At 70.2% G+C, this 24,629-nt stretch carries 23 protein-coding genes and 1 riboswitch; of the genes, 14 read left to right on the forward strand and 9 right to left on the reverse strand.

The genetic code is table 11. The features are described 5' to 3' along the window. Window positions 1-81: 81 nt before the first annotated feature. A complete protein-coding gene (locus ACWDZ4_RS10200; protein ID WP_451507955.1) occupies window positions 82-1,467 on the reverse strand; it encodes an aminotransferase class V-fold PLP-dependent enzyme in 1,386 nt (461 codons plus the stop codon). Window positions 1,468-1,739: 272 nt separating this feature from the next. Here ACWDZ4_RS10200 and ctaC point away from each other — a divergent pair, with 272 nt between their 5' ends. From ctaC to ACWDZ4_RS10220, 4 genes are all read left to right on the forward strand, one after another. Then, on the forward strand, window positions 1,740-2,708 hold the full coding sequence (ctaC, locus tag ACWDZ4_RS10205) for an aa3-type cytochrome oxidase subunit II (RefSeq protein WP_451507956.1): 969 nt from the start codon (window positions 1,740-1,742) through the stop codon (window positions 2,706-2,708). Next, window positions 2,705-4,444, forward strand: a complete 1,740-nt coding sequence (gene ctaD, locus ACWDZ4_RS10210; RefSeq protein ID WP_451507957.1) for an aa3-type cytochrome oxidase subunit I — start codon at window positions 2,705-2,707, stop codon at window positions 4,442-4,444. The genes ctaC and ctaD overlap by 4 nt, the downstream gene beginning before the upstream one ends. After that, window positions 4,441-4,839, forward strand: a complete 399-nt coding sequence (locus ACWDZ4_RS10215) for a cytochrome c oxidase subunit 4 (RefSeq protein ID WP_451507958.1) — start codon at window positions 4,441-4,443, stop codon at window positions 4,837-4,839. The genes ctaD and ACWDZ4_RS10215 overlap by 4 nt, the downstream gene beginning before the upstream one ends. A 144-nt stretch (window positions 4,840-4,983) precedes the next feature. Further along, on the forward strand, window positions 4,984-6,246 hold the full coding sequence (locus tag ACWDZ4_RS10220) for an Ig-like domain-containing protein (RefSeq protein WP_451507959.1): 1,263 nt from the start codon (window positions 4,984-4,986) through the stop codon (window positions 6,244-6,246). Between the two features lie 16 nt (window positions 6,247-6,262). Here ACWDZ4_RS10220 and ACWDZ4_RS10225 read toward each other — a convergent pair whose 3' ends face one another. Further along, on the reverse strand, window positions 6,263-6,658 hold the full coding sequence (locus tag ACWDZ4_RS10225; protein WP_451507960.1) for a hypothetical protein: 396 nt from the start codon (window positions 6,656-6,658) through the stop codon (window positions 6,263-6,265). 205 nt (window positions 6,659-6,863) lie between these two features. On the opposite strand from ACWDZ4_RS10225, the gene ctaE reads away from it, so the two are divergent. The 6 genes from ctaE (at window position 6,864) to ACWDZ4_RS10255 (ending at window position 14,022) form a co-directional block, all read left to right on the forward strand. Continuing rightward, entirely contained in the window at window positions 6,864-7,484 is a 621-nt protein-coding gene (gene ctaE, locus ACWDZ4_RS10230) for an aa3-type cytochrome oxidase subunit III (protein ID WP_451507961.1), read from the forward strand. 66 nt (window positions 7,485-7,550) lie between these two features. Next, the gene (gene qcrC / locus ACWDZ4_RS10235) at window positions 7,551-8,360 is read left to right on the forward strand and encodes a cytochrome bc1 complex diheme cytochrome c subunit (protein ID WP_451507962.1); all 810 of its coding nucleotides are present in this window, start codon (window positions 7,551-7,553) and stop codon (window positions 8,358-8,360) included. Then, window positions 8,357-9,409, forward strand: a complete 1,053-nt coding sequence (qcrA, locus tag ACWDZ4_RS10240) for a cytochrome bc1 complex Rieske iron-sulfur subunit (protein WP_451507963.1) — start codon at window positions 8,357-8,359, stop codon at window positions 9,407-9,409. The genes qcrC and qcrA overlap by 4 nt, the downstream gene beginning before the upstream one ends. Then, window positions 9,406-11,058, forward strand: coding sequence for a cytochrome bc1 complex cytochrome b subunit (gene qcrB / locus ACWDZ4_RS10245; protein ID WP_451507964.1), 1,653 nt, complete (start codon window positions 9,406-9,408; stop codon window positions 11,056-11,058). The genes qcrA and qcrB overlap by 4 nt, the downstream gene beginning before the upstream one ends. A 143-nt stretch (window positions 11,059-11,201) precedes the next feature. Then, on the forward strand, window positions 11,202-12,266 hold the full coding sequence (gene trpD, locus ACWDZ4_RS10250) for an anthranilate phosphoribosyltransferase (protein WP_451507965.1): 1,065 nt from the start codon (window positions 11,202-11,204) through the stop codon (window positions 12,264-12,266). An 85-nt stretch (window positions 12,267-12,351) separates the two neighbouring features. Further along, a riboswitch (SAM riboswitch) is annotated at window positions 12,352-12,468 on the forward strand. A gap of 159 nt (window positions 12,469-12,627) precedes the next feature. Further along, entirely contained in the window at window positions 12,628-14,022 is a 1,395-nt protein-coding gene (locus ACWDZ4_RS10255; RefSeq protein ID WP_451507966.1) for an aminotransferase class V-fold PLP-dependent enzyme, read from the forward strand. On the opposite strand, the gene ACWDZ4_RS10260 is transcribed toward ACWDZ4_RS10255, so the two are convergent. The 7 genes from ACWDZ4_RS10260 to ACWDZ4_RS10290 all read right to left on the reverse strand — a co-directional run bounded on the left by ACWDZ4_RS10260 (window position 13,983) and on the right by ACWDZ4_RS10290 (window position 20,181). Then, the gene (locus tag ACWDZ4_RS10260) at window positions 13,983-15,179 is read right to left on the reverse strand and encodes a glycerate kinase family protein (RefSeq protein ID WP_451507967.1); all 1,197 of its coding nucleotides are present in this window, start codon (window positions 15,177-15,179) and stop codon (window positions 13,983-13,985) included. The genes ACWDZ4_RS10255 and ACWDZ4_RS10260 overlap by 40 nt on opposite strands. A 4-nt stretch (window positions 15,180-15,183) precedes the next feature. Continuing rightward, a complete protein-coding gene (locus ACWDZ4_RS10265) occupies window positions 15,184-16,617 on the reverse strand; it encodes an SLC13 family permease (RefSeq protein WP_451507968.1) in 1,434 nt (477 codons plus the stop codon). Window positions 16,618-16,713: 96 nt separating this feature from the next. Then, window positions 16,714-17,379 (reverse strand): response regulator transcription factor, encoded by a 666-nt coding sequence (locus ACWDZ4_RS10270; protein ID WP_451507969.1) that lies wholly within the window; start codon window positions 17,377-17,379, stop codon window positions 16,714-16,716. Beyond that, window positions 17,376-18,854: an ATP-binding protein gene (locus ACWDZ4_RS10275; RefSeq protein WP_451507970.1), complete on the reverse strand. Its 1,479-nt coding sequence runs from the start codon at window positions 18,852-18,854 to the stop codon at window positions 17,376-17,378. Before ACWDZ4_RS10275 ends, ACWDZ4_RS10270 begins: the two co-directional genes overlap by 4 nt. Continuing rightward, complete coding sequence (locus tag ACWDZ4_RS10280) at window positions 18,793-19,107, reverse strand: small hydrophilic protein (RefSeq protein WP_451507971.1); 315 nt, start codon at window positions 19,105-19,107, stop codon at window positions 18,793-18,795. The genes ACWDZ4_RS10275 and ACWDZ4_RS10280 overlap by 62 nt, the downstream gene beginning before the upstream one ends. An 85-nt stretch (window positions 19,108-19,192) precedes the next feature. Then, window positions 19,193-19,474, reverse strand: coding sequence for an Lrp/AsnC family transcriptional regulator (locus ACWDZ4_RS10285; RefSeq protein WP_005318592.1), 282 nt, complete (start codon window positions 19,472-19,474; stop codon window positions 19,193-19,195). Then, window positions 19,471-20,181, reverse strand: a complete 711-nt coding sequence (locus tag ACWDZ4_RS10290) for a rhomboid family intramembrane serine protease (protein WP_451507972.1) — start codon at window positions 20,179-20,181, stop codon at window positions 19,471-19,473. The genes ACWDZ4_RS10285 and ACWDZ4_RS10290 overlap by 4 nt, the downstream gene beginning before the upstream one ends. Window positions 20,182-20,327: 146 nt before the next feature. Here ACWDZ4_RS10290 and ACWDZ4_RS10295 point away from each other — a divergent pair, with 146 nt between their 5' ends. The 4 genes from ACWDZ4_RS10295 to ACWDZ4_RS10310 all read left to right on the forward strand — a co-directional run bounded on the left by ACWDZ4_RS10295 (window position 20,328) and on the right by ACWDZ4_RS10310 (window position 24,628). Further along, window positions 20,328-20,570 carry a hypothetical protein gene (locus ACWDZ4_RS10295; RefSeq protein WP_451507973.1) on the forward strand — a complete coding sequence of 81 codons (243 nt, stop codon included), beginning with the start codon at window positions 20,328-20,330 and terminating at the stop codon, window positions 20,568-20,570. A gap of 34 nt (window positions 20,571-20,604) precedes the next feature. Then, window positions 20,605-21,963, forward strand: a complete 1,359-nt coding sequence (locus tag ACWDZ4_RS10300; RefSeq protein WP_451507974.1) for an NYN domain-containing protein — start codon at window positions 20,605-20,607, stop codon at window positions 21,961-21,963. Window positions 21,964-22,271: 308 nt separating this feature from the next. Further along, complete coding sequence (locus ACWDZ4_RS10305) at window positions 22,272-23,309, forward strand: C40 family peptidase (protein ID WP_451507975.1); 1,038 nt, start codon at window positions 22,272-22,274, stop codon at window positions 23,307-23,309. Between the two features lie 251 nt (window positions 23,310-23,560). Then, window positions 23,561-24,628, forward strand: coding sequence for an NlpC/P60 family protein (locus ACWDZ4_RS10310; RefSeq protein ID WP_451507976.1), 1,068 nt, complete (start codon window positions 23,561-23,563; stop codon window positions 24,626-24,628). The last annotated feature ends 1 nt before the right edge of the window (window position 24,629 follow it).

Below are 24,629 nucleotides of genomic sequence, written 5' to 3' on the forward strand. Positions count from 1 at the left end.
ATCCGGTCCCGCCCGCTCCTCCGACGTCCGAGGAGCGGGCCCGCGCCGGAGCGTGCCGCGGGCCCGCCCCCTCCCGCACCGTCAGGCGAGCCGCCGCACCACGTACGCCACGCCCCGCTCCGCCGCCCGCTCGCCCACGTACTCCTGTCCCCGCATCCCGCACCACGCCGGAATGTCCAGCCGCGCCGCCTCGTCGTCCGACAGCACCGTCACCGTCCCTCCGACCGGCACGTCGCCGATCACCTTGGCCAGCTCGATCACCGGGACCGGACACCGCTTGCCGAGCGAGTCCACGACGAGCGACGGCGCGTCCGGCTGTTCGGCGGCGGACGGTGCGACCGGCGCCCCCAGCCGCTCCCGTACCCCCGCCACCGCACCCGGCAGCACCTCCAGGAAGCGGTCCACGTCCTGCGCCTGCGTCCCCGGCGGGAGCGAGACCCGGACGTTGCCTTCCGTCAGCACCCCCATCGCCCGCAGCACATGGCTGGGCGTGAGCGTGCTGCTCGTACAGGACGAACCGGACGATACGGAGAAACCTGCCCGGTCCAGCTCGTGCAGCAGCGTCTCCCCGTCGACGTACAGGCACGAGAAGGTGACCAGATGCGGCAGCCGCCGCACCGGATCGCCGACCACCTCCACGTCCGGTACGAGCTCGGGCACCCGGGCCCGGATCCGCTCCACCAGTGTCCGCAGCCTCGCAGCCTCGCCGGCCGCCTCCGCCCGTACGGCCCGCAGCGAGGCGGCCGCCGCCACGACGGCCGGCAGATTCTCGAAACCGGCCGCCCGCCCGGACTCCCGCTCGTCGGCGGGCCCTTGGGGCGCGAACCGCACCCCCTTGCGTACGGCCAGCAGCCCGACCCCGGCGGGGCCGCCCCACTTGTGGGCGCTCGCGGTCAGCAGCGACCAGTCCCCTTCCACCGGACCCCACCCCAGCGACTGCGCCGCGTCCACCAGCAGCGGCACACCCACCGCCCGGCACTCCTGTGCGATTTCGGCCACCGGCTGCTCGGTGCCGACCTCGTGGTTGGCGGACTGCAGGCACGCCAGCGCGGTGTCCTCGCGCAGCGCCCGCGCGTACGCCCCGGGGGCCACCCGGCCCGCCCGGTCCACCGGGACCTCCGTCGTCGTGCCGCCCCGGCCCTCGTGCTCGGCGGCCGAATGGAGCACGGAGGAGTGCTCGACGGCGGAGACGACCAGGTGGCGGCCGACACGCCGACGCCCGGCGAGCGCGCCGGAGATCCCGGAGTGCACCGCGCGGGTGCCGGAAGAGGTGAACACGAGCTCGTCCGGGCGGCACCCCACGGCCTCCGCCGCCGCCTCGCGGGCCGCGTCCAGCAGCAGCCTGGCGCGCCGCCCCTCGCGGTAGAGACGGGCGGGATCGGCCCACCCCTCGTCGAGCGAGGCCAGCAGGGCCTGCCGGGCGACGGGGTGCAGGGGGGCGGAGGACGCGGTGTCGAAGTAGGGCACGCAACCACGCTAATCGCCGTTCTGGCGGGCCGGTGCCCCGCCACCAGGGAAATGGCCGTCAGGAGACGGGCGGAGGCCGTGGTTCCACCGAGAAGCCATCCCTTCGGGGAGGGGTACGGCGCGTTGGGCACCCTCCCCGCGCGACCCCAAATAGCGTCCAGTAGGGTTTGGTCCGCATAAACATCCAAACCCCTGCCCGCGTCAGGGCCGGCGACCGACCAGCGAGACGGCCGCGACCCACCGCGCGGGCGAGACTCTCGGGAAGGCGCTACGTGAGTCCCAACGGCTCCGACCGCTCGTCGCGGCGCCCGATGCGGCGGAAGCTGCTCCAGGTGCTGACCGCGGGCGTGGTCCTGGCGACCGCCTCTGGTTGCTCGTACACATGGGAGGACTTCCCCCGCCTCGGGATGCCTACCCCGGTCACCGAAGAGGCTCCCAGGATTCTCTCCCTCTGGCAGGGCTCGTGGGCGGCAGCGCTCATCACGGGCGTCCTGGTGTGGGGACTGATCCTGTGGAGCGTCTTCTTCCACCGGCGTAGCCGCACCAAGGTCGAAGTACCTCCGCAGACCCGGTACAACATGCCCATCGAGGCGCTGTACACCGTGGTCCCGCTCATCATCGTCTCGGTCCTCTTCTACTTCACCGCGCGCGACGAGTCGAAGCTCCTCGCGCTCGAGGACAAGCCGGCCCACACCATCAACGTGGTCGGCTTCCAGTGGAGCTGGGGCTTCAACTACGTCGAGAACGTGGACGGCGACGCCAAGACGGGAGCCAAGCCCCCCAAGGAGCTCGGTTCCATCCCTGACCGCTACGCCAAGCAGTTCCCCGCCGGGGCCGAAGGTGTCCACGCGGTCGGCACGCCGGGCGAGCGGAACCCCCAGAACGGCAATCCGGGCCCGACGCTGTGGCTGCCCAAGGGGGAGAAGGTCCGGTTCGTCCTGACCTCCCGCGACGTCATCCACTCCTTCTGGGTGGTGCCGTTCCTGATGAAGCAGGACGTCATCCCCGGCTACACCAACGTCTTCGAGGTGACCCCCACGCGTGAGGGCACCTTCATGGGCAAGTGCGCCGAGCTGTGCGGCGTCGATCACTCCCGGATGCTCTTCAACGTCAAGGTGGTCTCCCCGGAGCGCTACCAGCAGCACCTCAAGGAGCTGGCGGAGAAGGGGCAGACCGGCTACATCCCGTCCGGTATCGCGCAGCTCGACACGGCCAGGAACGCGGGAGCGAGCAAACTGTGACCATCCTCAACGAACCTCACGGTGGCGCAGCAGCCGACGAGGCGTCCTACCAGAACGAGCTGCCGGTGCGGCGCAAGCAGCCGGGGAACGTGGTGGTGAAGTGGCTGACCACCACTGACCACAAGACCATCGGTTCGCTCTACCTGATCACGTCGTTCGTGTTCTTCTGCGTCGGCGGAGTCATGGCGCTCTTCATGCGCGCCGAACTGGCCCGTCCCGGCACGCAGATCATGTCGAACGAGCAGTTCAACCAGGCGTTCACGATGCACGGCACGATCATGCTGCTGATGTTCGCGACGCCGCTGTTCGCCGGATTCGCGAACTGGATCATGCCGCTGCAGATCGGCGCGCCCGACGTGGCGTTCCCGCGGCTGAACATGTTCGCGTACTGGCTGTACCTCTTCGGCTCGATCATCGCCGTGGCCGGCTTCCTCACCCCGCAGGGCGCCGCCGACTTCGGCTGGTTCGCCTACGCCCCGCTGTCGGACGCGGTCCGCTCGCCGGGCATCGGCGCCGACATGTGGATCATGGGCCTGGCCTTCTCCGGCTTCGGCACGATCCTCGGTTCGGTCAACTTCATCACCACGATCATCTGCATGCGCGCACCCGGCATGACGATGTTCCGTATGCCGATCTTCACCTGGAACGTGCTGCTGACCGGTGTCCTGGTCCTGCTCGCTTTCCCGGTGCTGGCCGCCGCGCTCTTCGCGCTGGAGGCGGACCGTAAATTCGGTGCGCACATCTTCGACGCCGCGAATGGCGGGTCGCTCCTGTGGCAGCACCTCTTCTGGTTCTTCGGTCACCCAGAGGTCTACATCATCGCGCTGCCGTTCTTCGGAATCATTTCCGAAGTGATTCCGGTCTTCAGCCGCAAGCCGATGTTCGGTTACATCGGTCTTATCGGCGCGACGATCGCGATCGCCGGCCTCTCGGTCACGGTGTGGGCCCACCACATGTACGTCACGGGCGGCGTGCTGTTGCCGTTCTTCTCGTTCATGACCTTCCTGATCGCGGTACCGACCGGTGTGAAGTTCTTCAACTGGATCGGCACCATGTGGAAGGGCTCGCTGTCCTTCGAGACCCCGATGCTCTGGGCCGTCGGCTTCCTGATCACCTTCACCTTCGGTGGTCTGACCGGCGTCATCCTGGCCTCGCCCCCGATGGACTTCCACGTCTCCGACTCGTACTTCGTCGTCGCGCACTTCCACTACGTCATCTTCGGCACCGTGGTCTTCGCGATGTTCTCCGGATTCCACTTCTGGTGGCCGAAGTTCACGGGCAAGATGCTGGACGAGCGCCTGGGCAAGATCACCTTCTGGACGCTGTTCGTGGGCTTCCACGGCACGTTCCTGGTGCAGCACTGGCTCGGTGCCGAGGGCATGCCGCGCCGTTACGCGGACTATCTCGCCGCCGACGGCTTCACCCTGCTGAACACGATCTCGACGATCGCCTCGTTCCTGCTGGGCCTGTCCATGCTTCCGTTCTTCTACAACGTCTGGAAGACCGCGAAGTACGGCAAGAAGGTCGAGGTCGACGACCCCTGGGGCTACGGCCGTTCGCTGGAGTGGGCGACGTCCTGCCCGCCCCCGCGGCACAACTTCCTCACGCTGCCGAGGATCCGTTCCGAATCCCCGGCGTTCGACCTGCACCACCCTGAGATCGCCGCTCTCGAGCAGCTCGAGAACCACGGACAGAAGGACACCGCGCTGTTCGGCGGCAAGGAGGTCGGCAAGTGAAGATCCAGGGCAAGATGTTCATCTGGCTGAGCGTCTTCATCCTCGCCATGGCGATCGTCTATGGCTTGTGGTCGAAGGAGCCCGCCGGAACCACGGCGCTCTTCCTGGCCTTCGGCCTGAGCATCATGATCGGCTACTACCTGGCCTTCACGGCCAAGCGTGTCGACGCCATGGCTCAGGACAACAAAGAGGCCGACGTGGCGGACGAGGCCGGTGAGGTGGGGTTCTTCGCCCCGCACAGCTGGCAGCCGCTCTCGCTGGCCATCGGTGGCGCCTTCGCCTTCCTGGCCGTCGCCATCGGCTGGTGGCTGCTGTACTTCTCGCTGCCGCTGCTCCTGATCGGCCTCTTCGGCTGGGTCTTCGAGTACTACCGCGGTGAGAACCAGAACCAGTAGTCCGCGGCAGGCCCGGCATTCGCAGTAGTCCGTGGCATTTGCAGCATCCCCCGAGGGGCCCGCTCACCTGCAGTTCAGGTGGCCGGGCCCCTCGTTTGCGCCGTTGGGCTCGCTGAATGTGATGAATGTTCTTAATGTGTGATCATGAGCCAAGCACCCCGATTCCGGATGGTCCTGAGCTGCTCTCTGCTGATCGCGTCCCTCGCGGCGGCCGGGACGGCGTGCGACGGGTCCGGCGACGGCCATCCGCTCTCCGCCGCACCGTACGACGCTGCGGACCAGGTCTCCTTCAACGCCGGGACGGGCACGGCGAAGGCCGATCCCGAGAAGCCCCTGGAGATCACCGCCAGGGACGGGGACGGCCGGATCACGGATGTCACGGCTTCCGACGCCACAGGGCGCTATCTGGCGGGCGAACTCTCCGCCGACGGGGCGCGCTGGCACAGCACCGCCCCCCTGGCCGCGGGGGCGCGCTACACGGTCAGGGTCAGCACCGAGGACTCGGACGGCGCCCCCGGCCTGCGTACGCTCTCCTTCGAGACCGCGCAGGCCCCGGCCAAGAAGCGGCTGACCGTCACCTTCGGCCCCGAGCCGGGCACGTACGGCGTCGGCCAGCCGGTCACCGCCGAACTCAGCGCCCCCGTCAAGGGCGAGGCGGCCAGGGCGGTCGTCGAGCGCGCGCTGAAGGTCGGCTCGACACCCGCGGTGGAGGGCGCCTGGCACTGGGTGGACAGCGAGAACCTGCACTACCGCCCGAAGGAGTACTGGCCGGCCAACGCCACCGTCAGGGTGCGCAGCACCCTGGAGGGCCTCAAGGTCGCCGACAGGCTCTATGGCGGCCCCTCCAAGCAGGTGCAGTTCACCACCGGCGACCGGCTCGAAGCCATCACGGACGCAGGCTCGTACCAGATGACGGTGAGGCGCAACGGCAGAGTGATCAACACCATTCCGGTGACCACGGGCAAGCCCGGCTTCTCCACCCGCAACGGGGTCAAGGTCGTGCTGGGCAAGGAGTACTTCGTACGGATGCGCGGTACGACCGTCGGCATCCCGGAGGGCACGGCCGACTCCTACGACCTGCCCGTCTACTACGCCACGCGGGTCACCTGGAGCGGCGAGTACGTCCATGCCGCGCCCTGGTCTGTCGGCTCGCAGGGGTCCGCCAACGTCAGTCACGGCTGCACCGGCATGAGCACCGACAACGCCGAGTGGTTCTACAAGACCGTCCGCCAGGGCGACATCGTCAAGGTCGTCAACAGCTCCGGCGACATGATGGACCCCTTCGGCAACGGCTTCGGCGACTGGAACCTGTCCTGGGACAAGTGGCGCGAGGGCAGCGCCCTGCTGCCCGGCGCCCTGGACGGCGGGAACCCCGTCGACGCGGCCAGACTGCGGCCGGAGGTCTGACGGGGCCCGCGGGGTGTCACGCCTCGACCGAGCGCCTGCCGCGCAGCAGGGCGGCCAGGGCGCCCGAGAACTCCACGGGGTCGACCGGAAGCGTCACCGCGCTCTCCGCGCGGCTCCAGGTGGCCAGCCAGGAGTCCTGGGGGCGGCCGATCAGCAGCAGCACGGGCGGGCAGTTGAAGATCTCGTCCTTGATCTGCCGGCACACACCCATGCCGCCCGCGGGCGTGGCCTCGCCGTCCAGCACGCAGACGTCGACACCGCCCCGGTCCAGTGCCGTGAGGACGGCCGGCAGCGTGGCGCACTCCAGGAACTCGACCGGCGGCACGTCCGGGGCAGGCCTGCGACCCGCTGCCAGCCGCACCTGTTCGCGGGTGTTCGCGTCGTCGCTGTAGACCAGGACCGTGGCGGTCATTGTTCCTCCATGCATCTGAAAGCCCTCGAAGGCTCGGTGTTGGATCAGGAACCGATGCGCGGATGCTACTCCGTCCGACACCTTGTCAGCAGGGGTTCGGACACCCCTTCGATGGGCCGTTCGGGTCAGGCCGCAGAGCCTTCCGGGAGCATGGACACACCGAATGGCACCCCCGGGAGTGAGGGCGGGATAAGCGACCGACATAATGTCGGTCGTGGCGACAGCAACGACAGTAGATACCGGGCACGCGCACCCGTCGGTCAATCGACCGAACCTCACCAGCGTCGGAACCATCATCTGGCTGAGTTCCGAGCTGATGTTCTTCGCGGCCCTCTTCGCGATGTACTTCACCCTGCGATCGGTGACGGGTCCCGAGCACTGGAAGGAAATGGCGTCCGCGCTGAACTTCCCGTTCTCGGCGACGAACACCACCATCCTGGTGCTCTCCTCCCTCACCTGTCAGCTCGGCGTCTTCGCCGCGGAGCGGGGCGACGTGAAGAAGCTCCGGGCGTGGTTCATTCTCACGTTCGTGATGGGTGCGATCTTCATCGGAGGCCAGGTCTTCGAGTACACCGAGCTGGTCAAGCACGAGGGCCTCTCGCTCTCGTCCGACCCGTACGGCTCGGTGTTCTACCTGACCACCGGCTTCCACGGACTGCATGTGACGGGCGGACTCATCGCCTTCCTGCTGGTCCTCGGCCGTACCTACGCGGCCAAGAGATTCACCCACGAGCAGGCAACCGCCGCCATCGTCGTGTCCTACTACTGGCACTTCGTCGATGTCGTCTGGATCGGCCTCTTCGCCACGATCTACATGATCAAGTAGGTCGGGTCCGTACCCGCCTCATATCCAGCACCATCGACGCAGAAGATCCTGACACCGGGGTAATCCGTGAAAAAGCTCTCCGCACGACGACGCCATCCGCTGGCGGCGGTCGTCGTCCTACTCCTCGCGCTGGCGGCCACCGGGGGGCTGTACGCCGCGTTCGCACCCGCGAGCAAGGCACAGGCCGATGAAACCGCCCAGTCCCTCGCCATCGACGAGGGCAAGAAGCTGTACGCCGTCGGCTGCTCCAGCTGCCACGGCACCGGCGGTCAGGGCACTTCCGACGGCCCGTCCCTCGTGGGCGTCGGCTCGGCCGCAGTGGACTTCCAGGTCGGCACCGGCCGTATGCCGGCGCAGCAGCCCGGCCCCCAGGTGCCGGAGAAGAGGAAGGTCTACTCGCAGGCCGAGATCGACCAGCTCGCGGCGTACGTCGCTTCCCTCGGCGCCGGCCCGATCACGCCGACCGAGAAGCAGTACAGCCCTGAGGGCGCGGACATCGCCAAGGGTGGCGAGCTGTTCCGCACCAACTGCGCCCAGTGCCACAACTTCACGGGCGCGGGCGGTGCCCTCACGAACGGCAAGTACGCCCCGCCTCTTACAGACGTGGAGCCGAAGTACATCTACGAGGCCATGCAGCACGGCCCGCAGAACATGCCCTCCTTCCCCGACACGACGATGCCGGAGCAGGAGAAGAAGGACATCATCGCGTACGTCCGGACGGTGAACGGCGAGAGGACTGCGACCCCCGGCGGCTTCGGGCTGGGCGGCATCGGCCCCGTCACCGAGGGACTGTTCGGATGGATCTTCGGTCTGGGTTCGCTGATCGCCATCGCCGTCTGGGTCGCGGCCCACACCGCTAAGGCCAAGAAGTCATGAGTAACCAAGAGATTCCAGAGAAGAACCTGCCGAGTGGGCAGGACACCGCGCACGGCGCGGTGGCCGTGGCGGACGACCCGTTCGCGGACCCGGGGCTGCCGCCCCACAAGCCGCGCATCCAGGACATCGACGAGCGGGCCGCCAAGCGCTCCGAGCGTACGGTCGCCCTCCTGTTCACGCTGTCGATGCTGGCCACGATCGGCTTCATCGCCTCCTTCGTGGCGTTCCCCGTCGACCAGCTCGTGTACGTCTGGCCGCTGGGTCACGTCAGCGCGACGAACCTGTCGCTCGGTCTGACGCTGGGCATCGCGCTCTTCTGCATCGGCGCGGGCGCGGTCCACTGGGCCCGCACCCTGATGTCCGACCACGAGGTCGCCGACGACCGGCACGCGATCGAGGCCACGCCCGAGGTCAAGGCCAAGGTCATGGCCGACTTCGCGGACGGCGCGCGGGAGTCCGTGATCGGCCGGCGCCCGCTGATCCGCAACACGATGTTCGGCGCGCTGGCCATGGTGCCGCTCTCCGGCGTGGTGCTGCTGCGCGAGCTGGGCCCGCTGCCCGAGAAGAAGCTGTTCCACACGTCGTGGGACAAGGGCAAGCAGCTCATCAACATGAACACGAACGAGCCGCTGCGTCCCGAGGACGTCGTCGTCGGCTCGCTCACCTTCGCCAAGCCCGAGGGCCTGGAGGAGGACGACCACGAGTTCAACAACAAGATCGCCAAGGATGCCTTGATGATCGTCCGGATCGAGCCGGAGGACATCAAGGACAAGCGCGAGCTGGAGTGGTCGCACGAGGGCATCGTGGCCTTCTCCAAGATCTGCACCCACGTGGGCTGCCCGATCTCCCTGTACGAGCAGCAGACCCACCACGTCCTCTGCCCGTGCCACCAGTCCACCTTCGACCTCTCCGACGGCGCCCGCGTCATCTTCGGCCCGGCCGGTCACGCCCTTCCGCAGCTGCGGATCGGCGTGAATGACGAGGGCTTCCTCGAGGCACGCGGCGACTTCGCCGAGCCCGTCGGCCCTGCATTCTGGGAGCGCGGATGAGCACCACGACCGCAACACAGTCACCGGGCGCCGACGCGCCGGGCAACCGGAAGGCCCCCGCGGGCGAGCGGGTCGCCGACTGGGCCGACGGCCGGCTGGGGATCTACTCGCTGGCCAAGGCCAACATGCGGAAGATCTTCCCGGACCACTGGTCCTTCATGCTGGGCGAGATCTGCCTCTACAGCTTCATCATCATCATCCTCACGGGTGTGTACCTGACGCTGTTCTTCCACCCGAGCATGAACGAGATCGTGTACCACGGCTCGTACGCGCCGATGCACGGCATCCGGATGACCGAGGCGTACGCCTCGACCCTGGAGATCAGCTTCGACGTCCGCGGTGGTCTGCTCATCCGGCAGATCCACCACTGGGCCGCCGTCATCTTCATCGCCGGCATGTTCGTGCACATGATGCGCGTCTTCTTCACCGGCGCGTTCCGCAAGCCGCGTGAGATCAACTGGCTGTTCGGCTTCCTGCTGTTCGTCCTGGGCATGTTCACCGGTTTCACCGGTTACTCGCTCCCGGACGACCTGCTGTCCGGCACCGGTGTCCGCTTCACGCAGGGCGCGATCCTGGCGACGCCCGTCGTCGGCACGTACATCTCGATGTTCCTGTTCGGCGGCGAGTTCCCCGGCCACGACATGGTGGCCCGGTTCTACTCGATCCACATCCTGCTGCTGCCGGGCATCATGCTCGGCCTCGTGGTGGCGCACCTGATCCTGGTCTTCTACCACAAGCACACGCAGTTCCCCGGCCCCGGCCGGACGAACAAGAACGTCGTCGGCATGCCGCTGCTGCCGGTCTACATGGCCAAGGCCGGAGGCTTCTTCTTCCTGGTCTTCGGTGTCATCGCGGCCATCGCCGGCATGTTCACCATCAACCCGATCTGGACCATGGGCCCCTACCGCCCGGACCAGGTGTCCACCGGCGCCCAGCCCGACTGGTACATGGGCTTCGCCGAGGGCCTCATCCGTGTGATGCCGGGCTGGGAGATCAACCTGTGGGGCCACACGCTGGTCCTGGGTGTGTTCATCCCGCTGGTGTTCTTCGGCCTGATGCTCGTCGCGATCGCGGTCTACCCGTTCATCGAGTCGTGGATCACCGGCGACAAGCGGGAACACCACCTCCTGGACCGGCCGCGCAACGCGCCGACCCGGACCGCTCTCGGCGTCGCCTGGGTCACCGGCTACATGATCATGCTGCTGGGTGGTGGCAACGACATCTTCGCCACCCACTTCCACATGTCGCTCAACGCGATCACCTGGTTCGTCCGGATCGCCTTCTTCGTCGGCCCGGTCGTCGCGTTCATCGTCACCAAGCGGATCTGCATGGGTCTGCAGCGGCGCGACGCGGACAAGGTGCTGCACGGACGTGAGTCCGGCATCATCAAGCGGCTGCCGCACGGCGAGTTCGTCGAGATCCACGAGCCGCTCAGCCAGGACCAGCTCTACAGCCTCACGGCGCACGAGCAGTACACGCCGGCCAAGATCGGCCCGTCGGTCGACGAGAACGGTGTCGAGCGCAAGGTGGGCCGCGGCCAGAAGCTCCGGGCCAAGCTGAGCAAGGGCTACTACGGCGAGGGCAACCAGGTCCCCAAGCCGACCGCCGAGGAGTACGAGGAGATCACCAGCGGCCACGGCCACCACTGATCCCTCCGGTCTCCGACCGGACCGACCTGACACAGGTCGCCACAGCAGGAGCCCCGTCCATGCGTCGGACGGGGCTCTTCGCTGTCCCCGTGGCTGGATAGGGTAGGAAGCACCCTTACTGGCTGTGGACCCTGGAGCGGACCATGAACGTTGTGACCCCGGCCGGCGGCGACAGCGTGGCGGCCGGCTCCTGGCCTGGCGTGCTGAACCCCCTGCTGCGCGGCGAGAACCTGTCCGCGGACGACACCGCCTGGGCCATGGACCGCATCATGAGCGGCGAGGCGACCGACGCCCAGATCGCCGGTTTCGCGGTGGCGCTGCGGGCCAAGGGCGAGACGGTCGACGAGGTCACCGGTCTGGTACGGGCCATGTACGCGCACGCCAACACCATCGAGGTGCCCGGTCGTACGGTCGACATCGTCGGTACGGGCGGCGACCTGGCCAAGACGGTCAACATCTCCACGATGTCGGCGATCGTCGTCGCGGGCACCGGGGCCAAGGTCGTCAAGCACGGCAACCGGGCCTCCTCGTCCGCGAGCGGGGCCTCGGACGTGCTGGAGAAGCTCGGCGTCAACCTGGAGCTGACGCCCAAGCGTGTCGCCGAGGTCGCGGAGGAAGCGGGCATCACCTTCTGCTTCGCGGTGAAGTTCCACCCGGCCCTGCGGTACGTCGCGAAGGCGCGCAAGGAGCTGGGCGCGCCGACGACGTTCAACATCCTCGGCCCGCTGACGAACCCGGCGCGGGTGAAGGCGCAGGCGGTCGGTGTCGCCGACGCCCGGATGGCCCCCATCGTGGCGGGCGTTCTCGCCGGGCGGGGGAATTCCGCGCTGGTCTTCCGGGGCGACGACGGTCTCGACGAACTGACCACCACCGCGACCTCGCGCGTGTGGGTCGTACGGGACGGGGCGGTCCGGGAGCAGGCCTTCGACCCGCGCGACGTGGGCCTGGAGATCGTGCCCGTGGAGGCGCTGCGCGGCGCGGACGCGTCGTACAACGCGGATGTCGCGAGGCGGCTGCTGGCCGGGGAGACCGGCCCCGTGCGGGAGGCGGTGCTGCTCAACACGGCGGCGGCGCTGGTCGCCCTCGACCCGGGCGGCGCGTCCCTCGAGGAGCAGATCGCGGCGGGGATCGCCAAGGCGGCGGAGTCGATCGACTCGGGAGCGGCCCGTGCGGCGCTGGAGCGCTGGGTGGCTGCCAGCAACAGCTGAGTGCGCAGGGTGTGTGACACGAGGTGCAGTCCAGACTCTGGACTGCGCCTTGCGTCTTCTTGATCGTGTGGCAGGATGCTTGGCAGGTCATGAGTGACAGCGTTTTGGCCCCGGCTTGCTGTCCGGCAACCCTCCGTCCGTGGCGGGGTGCCCCGGGTGAAGACCAGGCCGTAGACAGAAAGGTCTACGGCAAGCGCGGACCCCTCGAAGACTTGGGGTCCTGGTTCTCAGGGAGCCTCTTGTGAGCAAGCGAATGCGATAGGGCCTTCCGCCCCTTCTTCGCACACCCCTTTTTCCCTCTCCAGCGCTGCTGCGTATCCGCCGGCGCGGGGAATTCGCCTGCCTGTTTCGGGAGTTCGCCATGTCTGTCTCCACTGCTGCCACCGGCCAGACCGTTTGTACGCCTCTGCCCGTCCTCGGGCGAGATGTCCTCGTGCCGCTCGTGACGGGAGGTGAGGTCACCTACGCCGCCCTCGACTACGCGGCGAGCGCCCCGGCCCTCCAGCGCGTGTGGGACGACGTGGCGGCGTACGCCCCGTACTACGGCAGTGTGCACCGCGGCGCCGGCTACCTCTCGCAGCTGTCGACGGACCTCTTCGAGAGCAGTCGCGCCACCGTCGCCGAGTTCCTCGGCTGCCGCGAGGGCGACCAGGTCGTCTTCACCCGCTCCACGACCGACTCGCTCAACCTGCTCGCCGCGGCCCTCCCGGCCGACTGCCAGGTCTTCGTCTTCGAGACCGAGCACCACGCCTCGCTGCTGCCCTGGCGCGACGCCAAGGTCGACTACCTGAACGCGCCCCGCACTCCGGCCCAGGCCGTCGAGACCCTGGAGCGCGCACTGGCCGCCCGTGACCCCTACGGTCCCGCCCTGGTGTGCGTCACGGGCGCGTCGAACGTCACCGGTGAGCTGTGGCCGGTGAAGGAGCTCGCCGCCGCCGCCCACGCCCACGGCGCGCGGATCGTGCTCGACGCGGCCCAGCTCGCCCCGCACCACCCGCTGGACATCGCCGAGCTGGACGTCGACTGGGTCGCGTTCTCCGGGCACAAGCTGTACGCGCCGTTCGGCTCCGGCGTACTCGCGGGCCGCGCCGACTGGCTCCGGAGCGCCGAGCCGTACCTCGCGGGCGGCGGCGCCTCGCGCAAGGTCGCCCGCCGCGCCGACGGCGGCGTGGACGTCGAGTGGCACACCACGGCCGCCCGCCACGAGGCCGGTTCGCCCAACGTCATCGGCGTGTACTCCATCGCCTCCGCCTGCAAGGCGCTCACCGAGGCCGGCTTCGACTCCCTCGTCGAGCGCGAGCAGGCGCTGGTGACGAAGGTCCTGGAGGGACTGGCCGGAGTCGGCGCGGTCAGGGTGCTCTCCCTCTTCGGGGACGACTCCCCGCGCGTCGGCGTCATCTCCTTCGTCGTCGAGGGCTGGAACAGCTCGCACTTCGCGGCCGCGCTCTCCGCCGAGTACGGGATCGGCGTACGCGACGGCCTGTTCTGCGCCCACCCGCTGGTCCGGACCCTGCTCGGCAGTGACCCGCAGGGCCCGGGCGAGTGCGGCGCGCCGGAGGCCGAGCCGGGCGAGCCCCAGTCTCGAACGGACTCGACCGGGGGGACCCCCATGCTGAACGCGATCCGCGTGAGCTTCGGTGCCGGTACGCCCGACGAGCACGTGGAGCGGTTCCTGCGCGCCGTCAGGGAACTCGTCGAGAACGGTGCGAAGTGGAACTACCGCACCGAGGAAGGCCGCTGCGTCCCGGCGGTCTGAACGGCCCGGGCTCCCATCAGGACCATCCGCAGCGCCCGTTCGGTCGCGTCGGTGAGGAACTCGCCGCCGCGCCCGAGCGCTTCGGTCAGTGACACCGGCGCGGGCAGGATCGAGCTGTACGCGTCGATGCCCGCCGCCCGCACCTCGTGCGCGCCCTCCCCGATCGTGCCCGCCAGCGCGAGCACCGGACGGCCCGACAGCTTGGCGCGGCGGGCCACTTCGGCCGGGATCTTGCCGCACGGCGTCTGCTGGTCCAGGGCGCCCTCGGCGGTGACGACCAGGTCGGCGCGGGCGAGGCGGGCGTCCAGGTCGATGTGGTCCAGCAGAACGTCGAAGCGGGGAAGCAGCCGGGCGCCGAGCGCGGCGAGCCCGGCGCCCAGGCCGCCGGACGCGCCGGTGCCCGCGCCGAAGCGCAGGTCGGTGCCGGTGGGGGCGAGGGTGTGTTCCAGGACGTACGCCCACTGGTCGAGGGCGGCCGCGAGCTCCTCCACCTGGGGCGGGGTCGCGCCCTTCTGCGGGCCGAAGACGCGGGCCACGCCGCGGGGACCGCACAGGATGTTGCAGGGGTTGCAGGCGACCAGGATCTCGGTGTCCCCCAGGCGCGGGTCGAGGCCGGTCGCGTCGATGTCGTGGAGCCGGTTCAGCTCCCTTCCGCCGCGCGCCAGTTCGCGGCCGTCCGTGTCCAGCAGGCGGGCGCCGAGGGCCTGGAGCGCGCCGGCGCCCCCGTCCGACGTACCGGAGTCGCCGCAGCCGACGAGGATGCGGCGGACGCCCAGGCCGAGAGCGGCGCGGATCAGTTCGCCGACACCGTACGTCGTCGTCGCGCCGGGGTCGCGCCGGGAGCGCGGGACCAGGGACAGGCCGGCCACGGCCGCCATCTCGACGACCGCGCTCCCGTCACCGAGCAGCGCGAAGTGGGTGCCGACGGGCCGGCCGACGGGCCCGGTGGCGGGCAGCGCCACGAGGCGGCCGCCGGTGGCCGCGGCGAGCGCGCGGGCGGTGCCCTCGCCGCCGTCGACCAGGGGGATCAGATCGATGTCGGCGTGCGGAACGACACGGCGTACCCCGGCGGCGATGGCCTCGGCGGCCGCCTGCGCGGACAGCGACTCCTTGAAGCCGCTGGGCGCCACGGCGAAACGGGTGAGGGCGAGAGGCATGGCTTCAACTTCCTTCGGTGAGGACGGGAACGCCGAACAGCGGCCAGACGACGAGGGCGAACGCCAGCACCACGACCGCCGTCAGCGGGGCGAGCACCGCCGAGAGCCGCAGCAGGTCGCGCGGGGTGTACGTCGGGGTGCCCGGGAGGTCGCAGAAGAGCGTCACGGGCTTCGCGGACGCGGGCAGGGTGTGGCAGAAGCCGGCCGCCGCGGTCGAGGCGAGGGCGGCCGCGACCGGGTTGACGCCGGAGCCGGCCGCGGCCGCGACCACCAGCGGCACCAGCACGCTGGAGCGGGCCGAACGGGACTGGAGGACCAGGTGGGCGGCGGTACTGACCGTGATCACGGCGGCCAGGAAGAGCCAGGGCGGAACGCTCACCGGCAGCCCCGACACCAGCCAGCGGGCCGCCCCCGATTCGGCGAGGGCGACCCCCATCGCCATCGTGGCCGCCATGAAGAGCAGCAGTGACCACGGCACGGTCGTGAGGGCGTCCTTGAGGCGTACGGTGCCCAGCGCGGGGGACGACGCGACGACCGCGCCGATGAGGGCGACGACGGCGGGCGGCACCTGGTGCAGCGGCTCGCTGCACCACAGCACCACCACCGTGGCGAGCAGCGCCGCGCACCGGGTCTCGGCGGGGCCGAGCGTGCCGGTGACCGGTTTCTCGCTGTGCTCCTGGATCTGCTCGGCGGTGATGCGGACCGGGCCGGAGCGGTCCGTGCGGCGCGTGGTCGTCAACAGCACCGCCTCCGCCGCCAGATGGGACGACACGGCGGCGAGCGGCAGCCCGAGCAGCAGCCACTGGGTGAAGCCGATGCGCTCGCCGGTCGCCTCCCAGAGCACGGAGACGGTGATCAGGTGGGCGCCGGCGCCGATGAGGGTGGCGACCGCGGACAGCAGGATCACCGTGGGGAAGAGCAGGGCGAGCATGACGACCAGGCGGCGGCGGTCCGCGAGGACCTTGGCGAGGGCGAGGAAGACGGGCAGGGCGAGGGCCGCGCGGCCGGAGGTGGCGGGTACGGCGAACGCGGTGACGACCAGGGCCGCGGTGGTGAGGTGCGTGAGCCGGCGTACGGTACGGGCGCCGCTCACCAGGAACGCCGCGGCCCGGCCCGCGAGACCGGTCCGTGCCACGGCCGCCGCCAGTACGAACGCGCAGATCAGCAGCCAGACGGTCTCGTCGCCCAGGGTCCCGAAGAGGGTCTCGCTGCTGATCACACCGGTCGCGGTGAGGGCGAGTCCGGCGCCGAGGGCGATGTAGGTGTCGTCCACGGGGGTGGCGATCCAGGCGCAGGTCGCCAGGGCGAAGACGACGAGGGTGAGGCGGGCGTCACCGGACAGGCCGGGGGACACACCGGGGACGGTGAGCAGTGCGCACAGGGTCAGCGCGGTGCACAGCGTCGCGTACTGCCACGGCTTCAGCGGGGTCGGGGTCACACCGGGAAGTCTCGGAGGCCCGGATGAGCCTCCCGTGAGCCGTACATGAAGGGAACTTCACCCGGTACGGCGGGCTCCGTTCGCGGGAACCGCCGCCTAGCCCGGGGGAAGGCGGTAGCCCATGCCGCGTACCGTCTCGACGCGCTCCGCGCCCAGCTTCTTGCGCAGAGCCCGGACGTACACGTCCACGATGTTCGAGCCGGGGTCGAAGTCGTAGCCCCACACGTGGGAGAGGATCTGCTCGCGCGACAGGACCTGGTCCGGGTGGCGGAGGAACAGTTCCAGCAGCACGAACTCGCGCGCTGTCAGGTCCACCGTCCGCTCGCCCGACCGCGCCCTGCGCGTCCGCAGGTCCAGTGACAGCCCGCCACTGCGCAACACCGTGACTTCCGGCGCCCGCGCCGCCGTGCGCAGCCGCAGCCGGACCCGGGCGAGCAGCTCCTCGAAGCGGAAGGGCTTGGTCATCCAGTCGTCCGCGCCGCCTTCGAGGCCGGCCACCGTGTCCCGTACGGAATCGCGCGCCGTCAGGACGATCACCGGCACGCTCACCCGGGCCTCGCGCAACTCGCGCAGCACCGTGAAGCCGTCCTTGCCGGGCAGCCCGATGTCGAGGACGACCAGGTCGAAGCCGCCGGTGCAGGCGTAGTCGTACGCCGTCTCGCCGTCGGAGGCGACCGTCGTCGTGAAGCCGTTGGAGCGCAGGCCCTTCTCCACGAAGGAGGCGATGCGCTCCTCGTCCTCGACGATGAGAATCCTGCTCACTGGTCCCCCAGTCCGACGACGAGTACGAAAGTGGCTCCGCCACCCTCGGTGGGGCGCAGCTCGACACGGCCCCGGTGTCCCTCGGCGATCGCCTTGACGATGGACAGGCCGAGCCCCGCGCCGGTCCCGCGTGCCCCGCGCCGCGCCGTCCCGCGCCGGAACCGTTCGAAGATCACTTCGGTGTCCTGCTCCTGTACGCCCGGCCCGCTGTCGGCCACGTACAGCTCGGCCCGTCCCTCGCAGGCCCGCGAGCCGATGCGGACCCGCTGCCCCGGCACGGTGTGCTGCACGGCGTTCTGCGCGAGCTGCACCATCGCCTGCGTGATGCGCTGCGGATCGAGGTGCGCCTGCCGGTCGGCGACCGTGTCCAGCACCCACGCGCGGTCGCCCAGGGTGCGCGCCTTCACGTAGACGTCCGCCGTCAGCTCGGCCAGCTGCACCGGTTCCGGCGTCACGAAGTCGGGGCGCTCCGCCTTGGCGAGCAGCAGCAGGTCCTCGACGATGCGGCTCATCCGGTCGAGCTCGTCGGTGACCAGACGTACGGTCTCCTCGCGTTCGGCCGGATCGTCGCCCATCAGCTCCAGGTGGCCGCGCACGATCGTGATGGGCGTGCGCAGCTCGTGGCCGGCGTCGTCGACGAACTCCCGCTGCGCGGCGAACGCCCGCTCCAGCCGGTCGAGCATGGCGTTGAAGGTCTCGGCGAGCGCCGCGATGTCGTCCCGCCCCTGGACGGGGATGCGCCGGGTGAGGTCCTGCTCGGTGAGTTGCGCCGCTGTCGTACGCACGACCCGTACGGGGGCGAGGATGCGGCCCGCGACCGCCCAGCCGATGCCGGTGGTCATCAGCAGCGCCACCCCCGAGATGGCCAGCAGCGTACGGAACGCCTCCTCCGCGATGGCCCGCTCGTTCTCCGCGTGGAAGGCGACGACGAAGGCGGCGGGCGGCGCGGCGCCGGCCGGGGCGATGCCGACCTTGGCCCAGCGGACCTCGCCCTGCGGCCTGCGCAGGGTGCCCGAGGACGCGTCGGAGGCGAAGACCTCGGCGAGCGAGGCCCGGTCCCGGTGCAGGGGGGTGCCGACCGGGATGTCACGGGGCTGGCGCAGCACGTCCGGCACGGGGCCCGGCGACCGGGTGAGGCCGAGCAGTTCCTCGTCCGGGTCGGAGTACTGGCGCTGCAGGAAGACCTCCAGCAGCCGGCGCGGTTCGCCGAAGCGGCCGCCGGTGGCCGGGTCGACCCCCTGGTCCACGAAGTTCGCGAACTCACGGGTCTCCTGGGTGAGCAGCCGGCCGATCCGGTGGTCCAGGTCCCGCAGCAGGATCGAGCGGGTGGTGGTGGCCACGGCGCCCAGCGCCACCGCCATCACCGCCAGCAGCCACAGCAGGATGCGGACCCGCGCGGAGATCCTGCGCGATTCAGTCCTTCTCACCGAGATCGTCGTCGTCGGAGTGCGTGTCGTCGTCGGGGCCGTCGGCATCGTCGTTCGTGGCCGTGGGGCCCGGGACGACCGCGTCGCTCGGAGTGGTGCTGGGAGCAGCGGTGCCGGGCGTGGGGCCCGGAGTCGTACGGGGCGAGGACAGCGGGGTGTCCGGAGCGGTGCTCTCCAGCTCGACCTTGGACGGCACCTTCGGCGGCTCGGGGCGGTCGGTCAGGGCGTAGCTGGTCGCGGCGATGCCGAGCGGGATCGCGACGACGGCCGCGAGCGTCGCCAACCGGTGGGAGAAAGCCATGGACACCACCGTGGGGCAGGCGCGTGGAGCCCGGATGAGGCCGGGATGAAGAATCCTTCATGTGCGCGCCCGGAGGCCGGAGGCGTTACGCGTCGAGACCGATCGCGAAGGCCGCTTCCAGGTCGTGCTGCGAGTACGTACGGAACGCGACGTGCGTGTCGGTGCCCTCGACGCCGGGGATCTTGCTGATCCGGCCGGGGATGACGTCCGCCAGGTCGTCGTGTTTGGCGACGCGGACCATGGCGATCAGGTCGTACGTACCGGTCACGGAGAAGACCTCGCTGACGCTGTCCAGCGCGGCGATCGACTCCGCGATCTCGGGGATCCGGTCCACGCTGGTCTTGATGAGCACGATCGCGGTGATCACGGTTGGCTTTCTCCCTGGGTGGCCGACGCTGGGGCCTTCACTCTATCCGTACGCCGGTAACGCCCCCAGGCGTAGAGGAAGCCCGCGCAGAACCCCGCCACATGTGCCAGGTACGCCACCCCGGGACCCGGGCCCGCGCTCCGCGCCGCCAGCCACTGCAGGACGAACCAGAAGATCAGGACGATCCACGCGGGGAAGCGCAGCGGCAGGAAGAGGAGGAAGGGGAACAGGCTGGTGACGCGGGCGCTGGGGAAGAGGAAGAGGAACGCGCCGAGCACCGCCGAGATCGCTCCCGAAGCCCCCACCAGCGTCTCGTCGGAACCGGCGTGGGCGGCGGCGTACGTGAGCAGGGCGAGGTAGCCGCCGCCCACGGAGAACAGGGCGAACTGGACGCGGCCCATCCGTTCCTCGGCCATCACCCCGAAGACGTACAGGAAGAGCATGTTGCCCAGCAGGTGGAGCCAGTTGCCGTGCACGAACAGAGCGGTGAGCGGAGTGACCAGCGCGGACGGGGTGCCGCTGAGCAGCTCGCTGGGGATCACCCCCCAGCGTTCGAAGTACGCGCTCTGTGCGGCGAGGAGCATGTCGCCGGTGCCGTGGGCCGGATTGAGTCCCGAGAGGGGGCCGAGGGCGAAGACCAGGCAGCAGAGGCCGATGGCGCCGTACGTCACCACGGGTCCCCGGGCCGCTTTCCGCCGATTGATCATGCCCGGATCATCCCGTAACGGGACCGGGCGGGGCGGACCGCCTCGCCGGGCCCCGTCCCGCACGGTGGACCGTCCGCCGCACGGGGCACCCGTGAGGCCGTAGGGTTACGGGCAGTAGACACGACGAAAGAGGACGTGGACGCACGATGACGACAGTTCCCCTGCCGACTGCCGGGACCCGGTGGCGCTGCGCCCTGTGCGGCAACCTCACGCGTTTCGACGTGACCCGCTCGTCCAAGGTGGTCGAGTACGTCCACCTCGACCTGGCCGGAGAGCCGAAGGTCGAGGAACGCGAGGTGGTCAGTGAGACCATCGAGTCCGTGCGCTGCCGCTGGTGCAACGCGGTGGACCAGATCGAACTGGTGGACAGGCCGGGTGCCGGCTCCTGAGAGGACCGGTCGAGAAGTAGTGGGGTGACGGATCGTGGAGCATGCAAGCGGCGCTGAACCGGCCGATTCGGCCGGAGGCGCCGCAGAGGTGCTCGACCGCCCGCTGCCGGAAGGTGTACGGCACAAGGTCGTCGCGCTGGTCTCGGACGCCTTCGGCGGGCTCACCGTCGCCGAACTCCCGCCCCAGCTGAGGCAGTACGCCCGCTTCACCCCGACCAGGCGCGCCAAGTTCGCGGGCAACGCGATGGCAGCGGCCCTGGAGGGTGATCCGCTGTTCCGCCGGCGCATCGGCGAGCGGCTGCGCGAGGCGCAGCCCGAGCTCGCCCGCGCGCTGGAGTCCGGTGCCCCTCCGGCCGCCGCCGACCCCGCCGACGTGGCGGCCGCGGCGTACGTGCTGCGCCCCGTCGGCTGGGTCAAGCTGGTGGCGGCCGCGGGCGAGGAGGCCCTGCGGGCGGACGCCGAGCGCGCCGACGAGGCCGCCCAGCGCGAGCTGGAGCGCCTGCGCGAGGAGCTGGCGCAGGCGCGCGAGCACACGAAGAGCGAGACCGAGCGGCTCCGCACGGAGCTGGAGACCGCCCGCAAGGAAGCCGACGTACTCCACCGCAAACTGCGCAGCGCGCTGAGCGACGTGAAGCGCGGCGAGGCCGCCCTGCGCCGTACGAACGCCGAGACCGAGGCGCTCAAGTCCGAGACCGCCGCCCAGATCGCCGCCGCCGAGAGCGAGGCGCGGCGGCTCAGGGCCCGGCTCGGCGAGGCGGAGGCGGCCGTCGAGTCGAGCCGCAGGGCGGTGCGCGAGGGCCGGAGCATAGAGGACATGCGGGTGCGGCTGCTGCTCGACACGGTGCTGGACGCCGCCCAGGGGCTGCGCCGCGAACTGGCCCTGCCGCCGGCGTCCGTGCACCCCGCCGACACGGTGGAGGCCGTCGAACCGGGCCGTATGACCCCCAAGGACATCGCGGCCAGGGCGCTCTCCGAGACCGACCCCGCCCTGCTCGACCAGCTGCTGGAGCTGCCGCAGTGCCATCTGGTCGTGGACGGCTACAACGTCACCAAGACCGGCTATCCGCAGATGCCGCTGGACAAGCAGCGGTTGCGGCTCCTGGGCGGTCTGTCGATGCTCGCGGCGCAGACGGGCGCCGAGGTGACGTGCGTCTTCGACGGGGCGGAACTGGTGGCGCCGGTGCTGCTCGCGCCGCCGCGCGGCGTCCGCGTGCTGTTCAGCAAGCCGGGAGTGACCGCCGACGAGCTCATCAGGCAGCTCGTACGGGCGGAGCCGCCGGGACGGCCCGTGGTGGTGGCCTCCACCGACCGCGAAGTGGCCGACGGGGTCGCGAAGGCGGGTGCGAGGCCGGTCGCGTCCGCCTTGCTGCTGAAGCGGCTTTCGCGCGTCTGATAACTTCTCGGCGTAATGCCCGAATTGAGGAAACGTAACGTCAAGTGGTCATTACTGCGCGTGTGATGCAAGTAAATAATGTGACCAGTGGGTGAGTTTTTAGCTCTTGGGATTTGATCTGATCACAAGAAGGTCACTAAGGTCTGCCCTCGAACCTTCGCACGGTTGATCGCCCACCCGGGGCGGCAGCGAAGGCACCGCCGAGTCCATGCAATTCGGTCCAAGTTCCGCGGGGGAACCGAATCGTGGAGCCGGGGACGACGTCCCCCGCCCCGGTAGGCGGCTCGAGGAAGAAGGAGCTCGCCTTCGTGGCGTCCCACCGTCGTCCCAAGCAGCCGAGCCGCACTCGTGTGACTGTGCTCACAGCGACCGCAGCCGCAGCCGTCGCTCTCACGTCCCAGACCGCCCAGGCCGACCCCAAGCCGTCCAAGAGCGAGGTCAAGGCCAAGGTCGACAAGCTGTACCACGAGGCCGAGGTGGCCACGGAGAAGTACAACCAGTCCAAGGAGCGGCAGGACAAGCTCAAGGACGAGGTCGACAACCTCCAGGACAAGGTCGCCCGCGGCCAGGACGACCTCAACGACCTGCGCAGCCAGCTCGGTTCGGTGGCCAGCGCGCAGTACCGCTCGGGCGGCATCGACCCCTCCGTGCAGCTCTTCCTCTCCGCCGACCCGGACAGCTACCTCGACAAGGCCGGCGCGATCGACCAGTTGAGCGCCAAGCAGGCCGAGTCGCTGGAGAAGATCCAGGCGAAGCAGCGCACCCTCGCGCAGCAGCGCGCCGAGGCGACCGACAAGCTCGCCGACCTCGAGGACGTACGCAAGGAACTCGGCGACAAGAAGAAGAAGTTCCAGGGCAAGCTCGCCGAGGCCCAGCGCCTTCTCAACACGCTCACCGCCGAGGAGCGGGAAGAGATGCGGGAGAAGGAGCGGGAGAAGGAGCAGCGCGCCAGCCGCGCGGTCAGCGACCGGGTGGAGCTGGGCAAGGAGCAGGCCGCTTCCGGGCGCGGCGCCGCGGCACTGGCCGCCGCCGCCACCCAGATCGGCAAGCCGTACGTCTCCGGCGGGTCCGGCCCCAGCTCGTACGACTGCTCCGGGCTGACCCAGTGGGCGTACGCCCAGGCCGGTGTCTCCATCACCCGGACCACGTACACGCAGCACAACGACGGCACCAAGATCGGCCGCGGTGAGCTCAAGCCCGGCGACCTGGTGTTCTTCAGCAACCTCTCCCACGTGGGGCTCTACGCCGGCAACGGGCAGGTGCTGCACGCCCCTTACCCGGGCACCTCGGTCCGCTACGAGGCGATGGAGTACCTGGGCACCTTCCAGTTCGGCGTGCGCATCTGACAGCGCACACCCGACGAACACTGAAGGCCGTCGCCACACCGCCCGTTCGAGGGAATTCCGGTGACGTCCGCTGACTGTCCGCCCCGCCGGTGACCTGGTTCTCCGGCGGGGCGTCACTGTGTGTGCCCGGCGCGGTCCTTGGTCGCCGCGTGATCGCACCGCTACTGTCTGCACGCGCAGCTCCCCGGTCCATCGGTCCGCCCGCCCGGGCGGCAGGGGGCTGCACGCAGCGGAAGGGAGTGCGGCTTCCTGTGGCGACCCATCGGCGTCCCTCACAGTCCGGCCTCACACAGAGCGCCCGGGTCACAGTTCTGTCCGCTGCCGCGGCCACGGCGGCGGCAGCGTTCGGCGCCCCGACGGCGAGCGCCGACCCACACGACACCTCCTCGGCCACCACCACGGCCACCCAGGCGCGGGTCGACCGGCTCTTCGAGCAGGCCGAGCAGGCCACCGAGAGGTTCAACGAGGCCGACGAGCGCGCGGACCGGCTGCGCGAACAGGTCGACCGGGCCCGGGACGAGGCCGCGCGCGGCCAGGAGCGCATCAACCGCATGCGGAGCGCGCTCGGTGCGATCGCGGGCGCCCAGTACCGGGAGGGCGGCATGGACCCGGCCCTCGCCCTGCTGCTGACCGAGAACCCCGACAGCTACCTCTCCAAGGCCGCGGCGCTCGGCCGCATCAGTGCCCGCCAGGCCGCCGCCCTGACCGAACTGCGGTCCGCCCAGCGCGAGCTGAGCCAGGAACGCGCGGAGACCTCCGCCGCCCTCGGTGAACTGGAGCGCAGCCGGGCCGCCGTAGCCCGCCACAAGCGCACCGTGGAGCGCAAGCTCGCCGAGGCGCGGCGGCTGCTCAACTCGCTGTCGTCCGCCGAGCGCGAGGAGTTCGACGACCGGGCGTCCCGTTCCGGCCGCAGCGGGACGCCGCCCACGGCCGTGCCGGCCGCGGCGGCGGGGGAGGCAGGGGCGCCCGCCTCGTCGCGCGCCTCGGCGGCCGTGTCGGCCGCGCGGCAGGCCGTGGGAAAGCCGTACATCTGGGGCGCCAACGGCCCGTCCGGCTTCGACTGCTCGGGCCTCACCCAGTGGTCGTACGCGCAGGCGGGCGTCTCCCTGCCGCGCACCTCGCAGGCGCAGCGGTACGCCGGACGGCAGGTCCCCCTCGACCAGGCGCAGCCCGGCGACCTCGTGGCGTACCGCGACGACGCGAGCCACATCGGGATGTACATGGGCAACGGCCAGGTGGTGCACGCGCCCTACCCCGGCGCCCCGGTGCGCTACGACCCGGTCGGCATGATGCCCGTCTCGTCGGTGACCCGGGTCTGAC

It is taken from the genome of Streptomyces sp. NPDC003016, assembly GCF_053591455.1.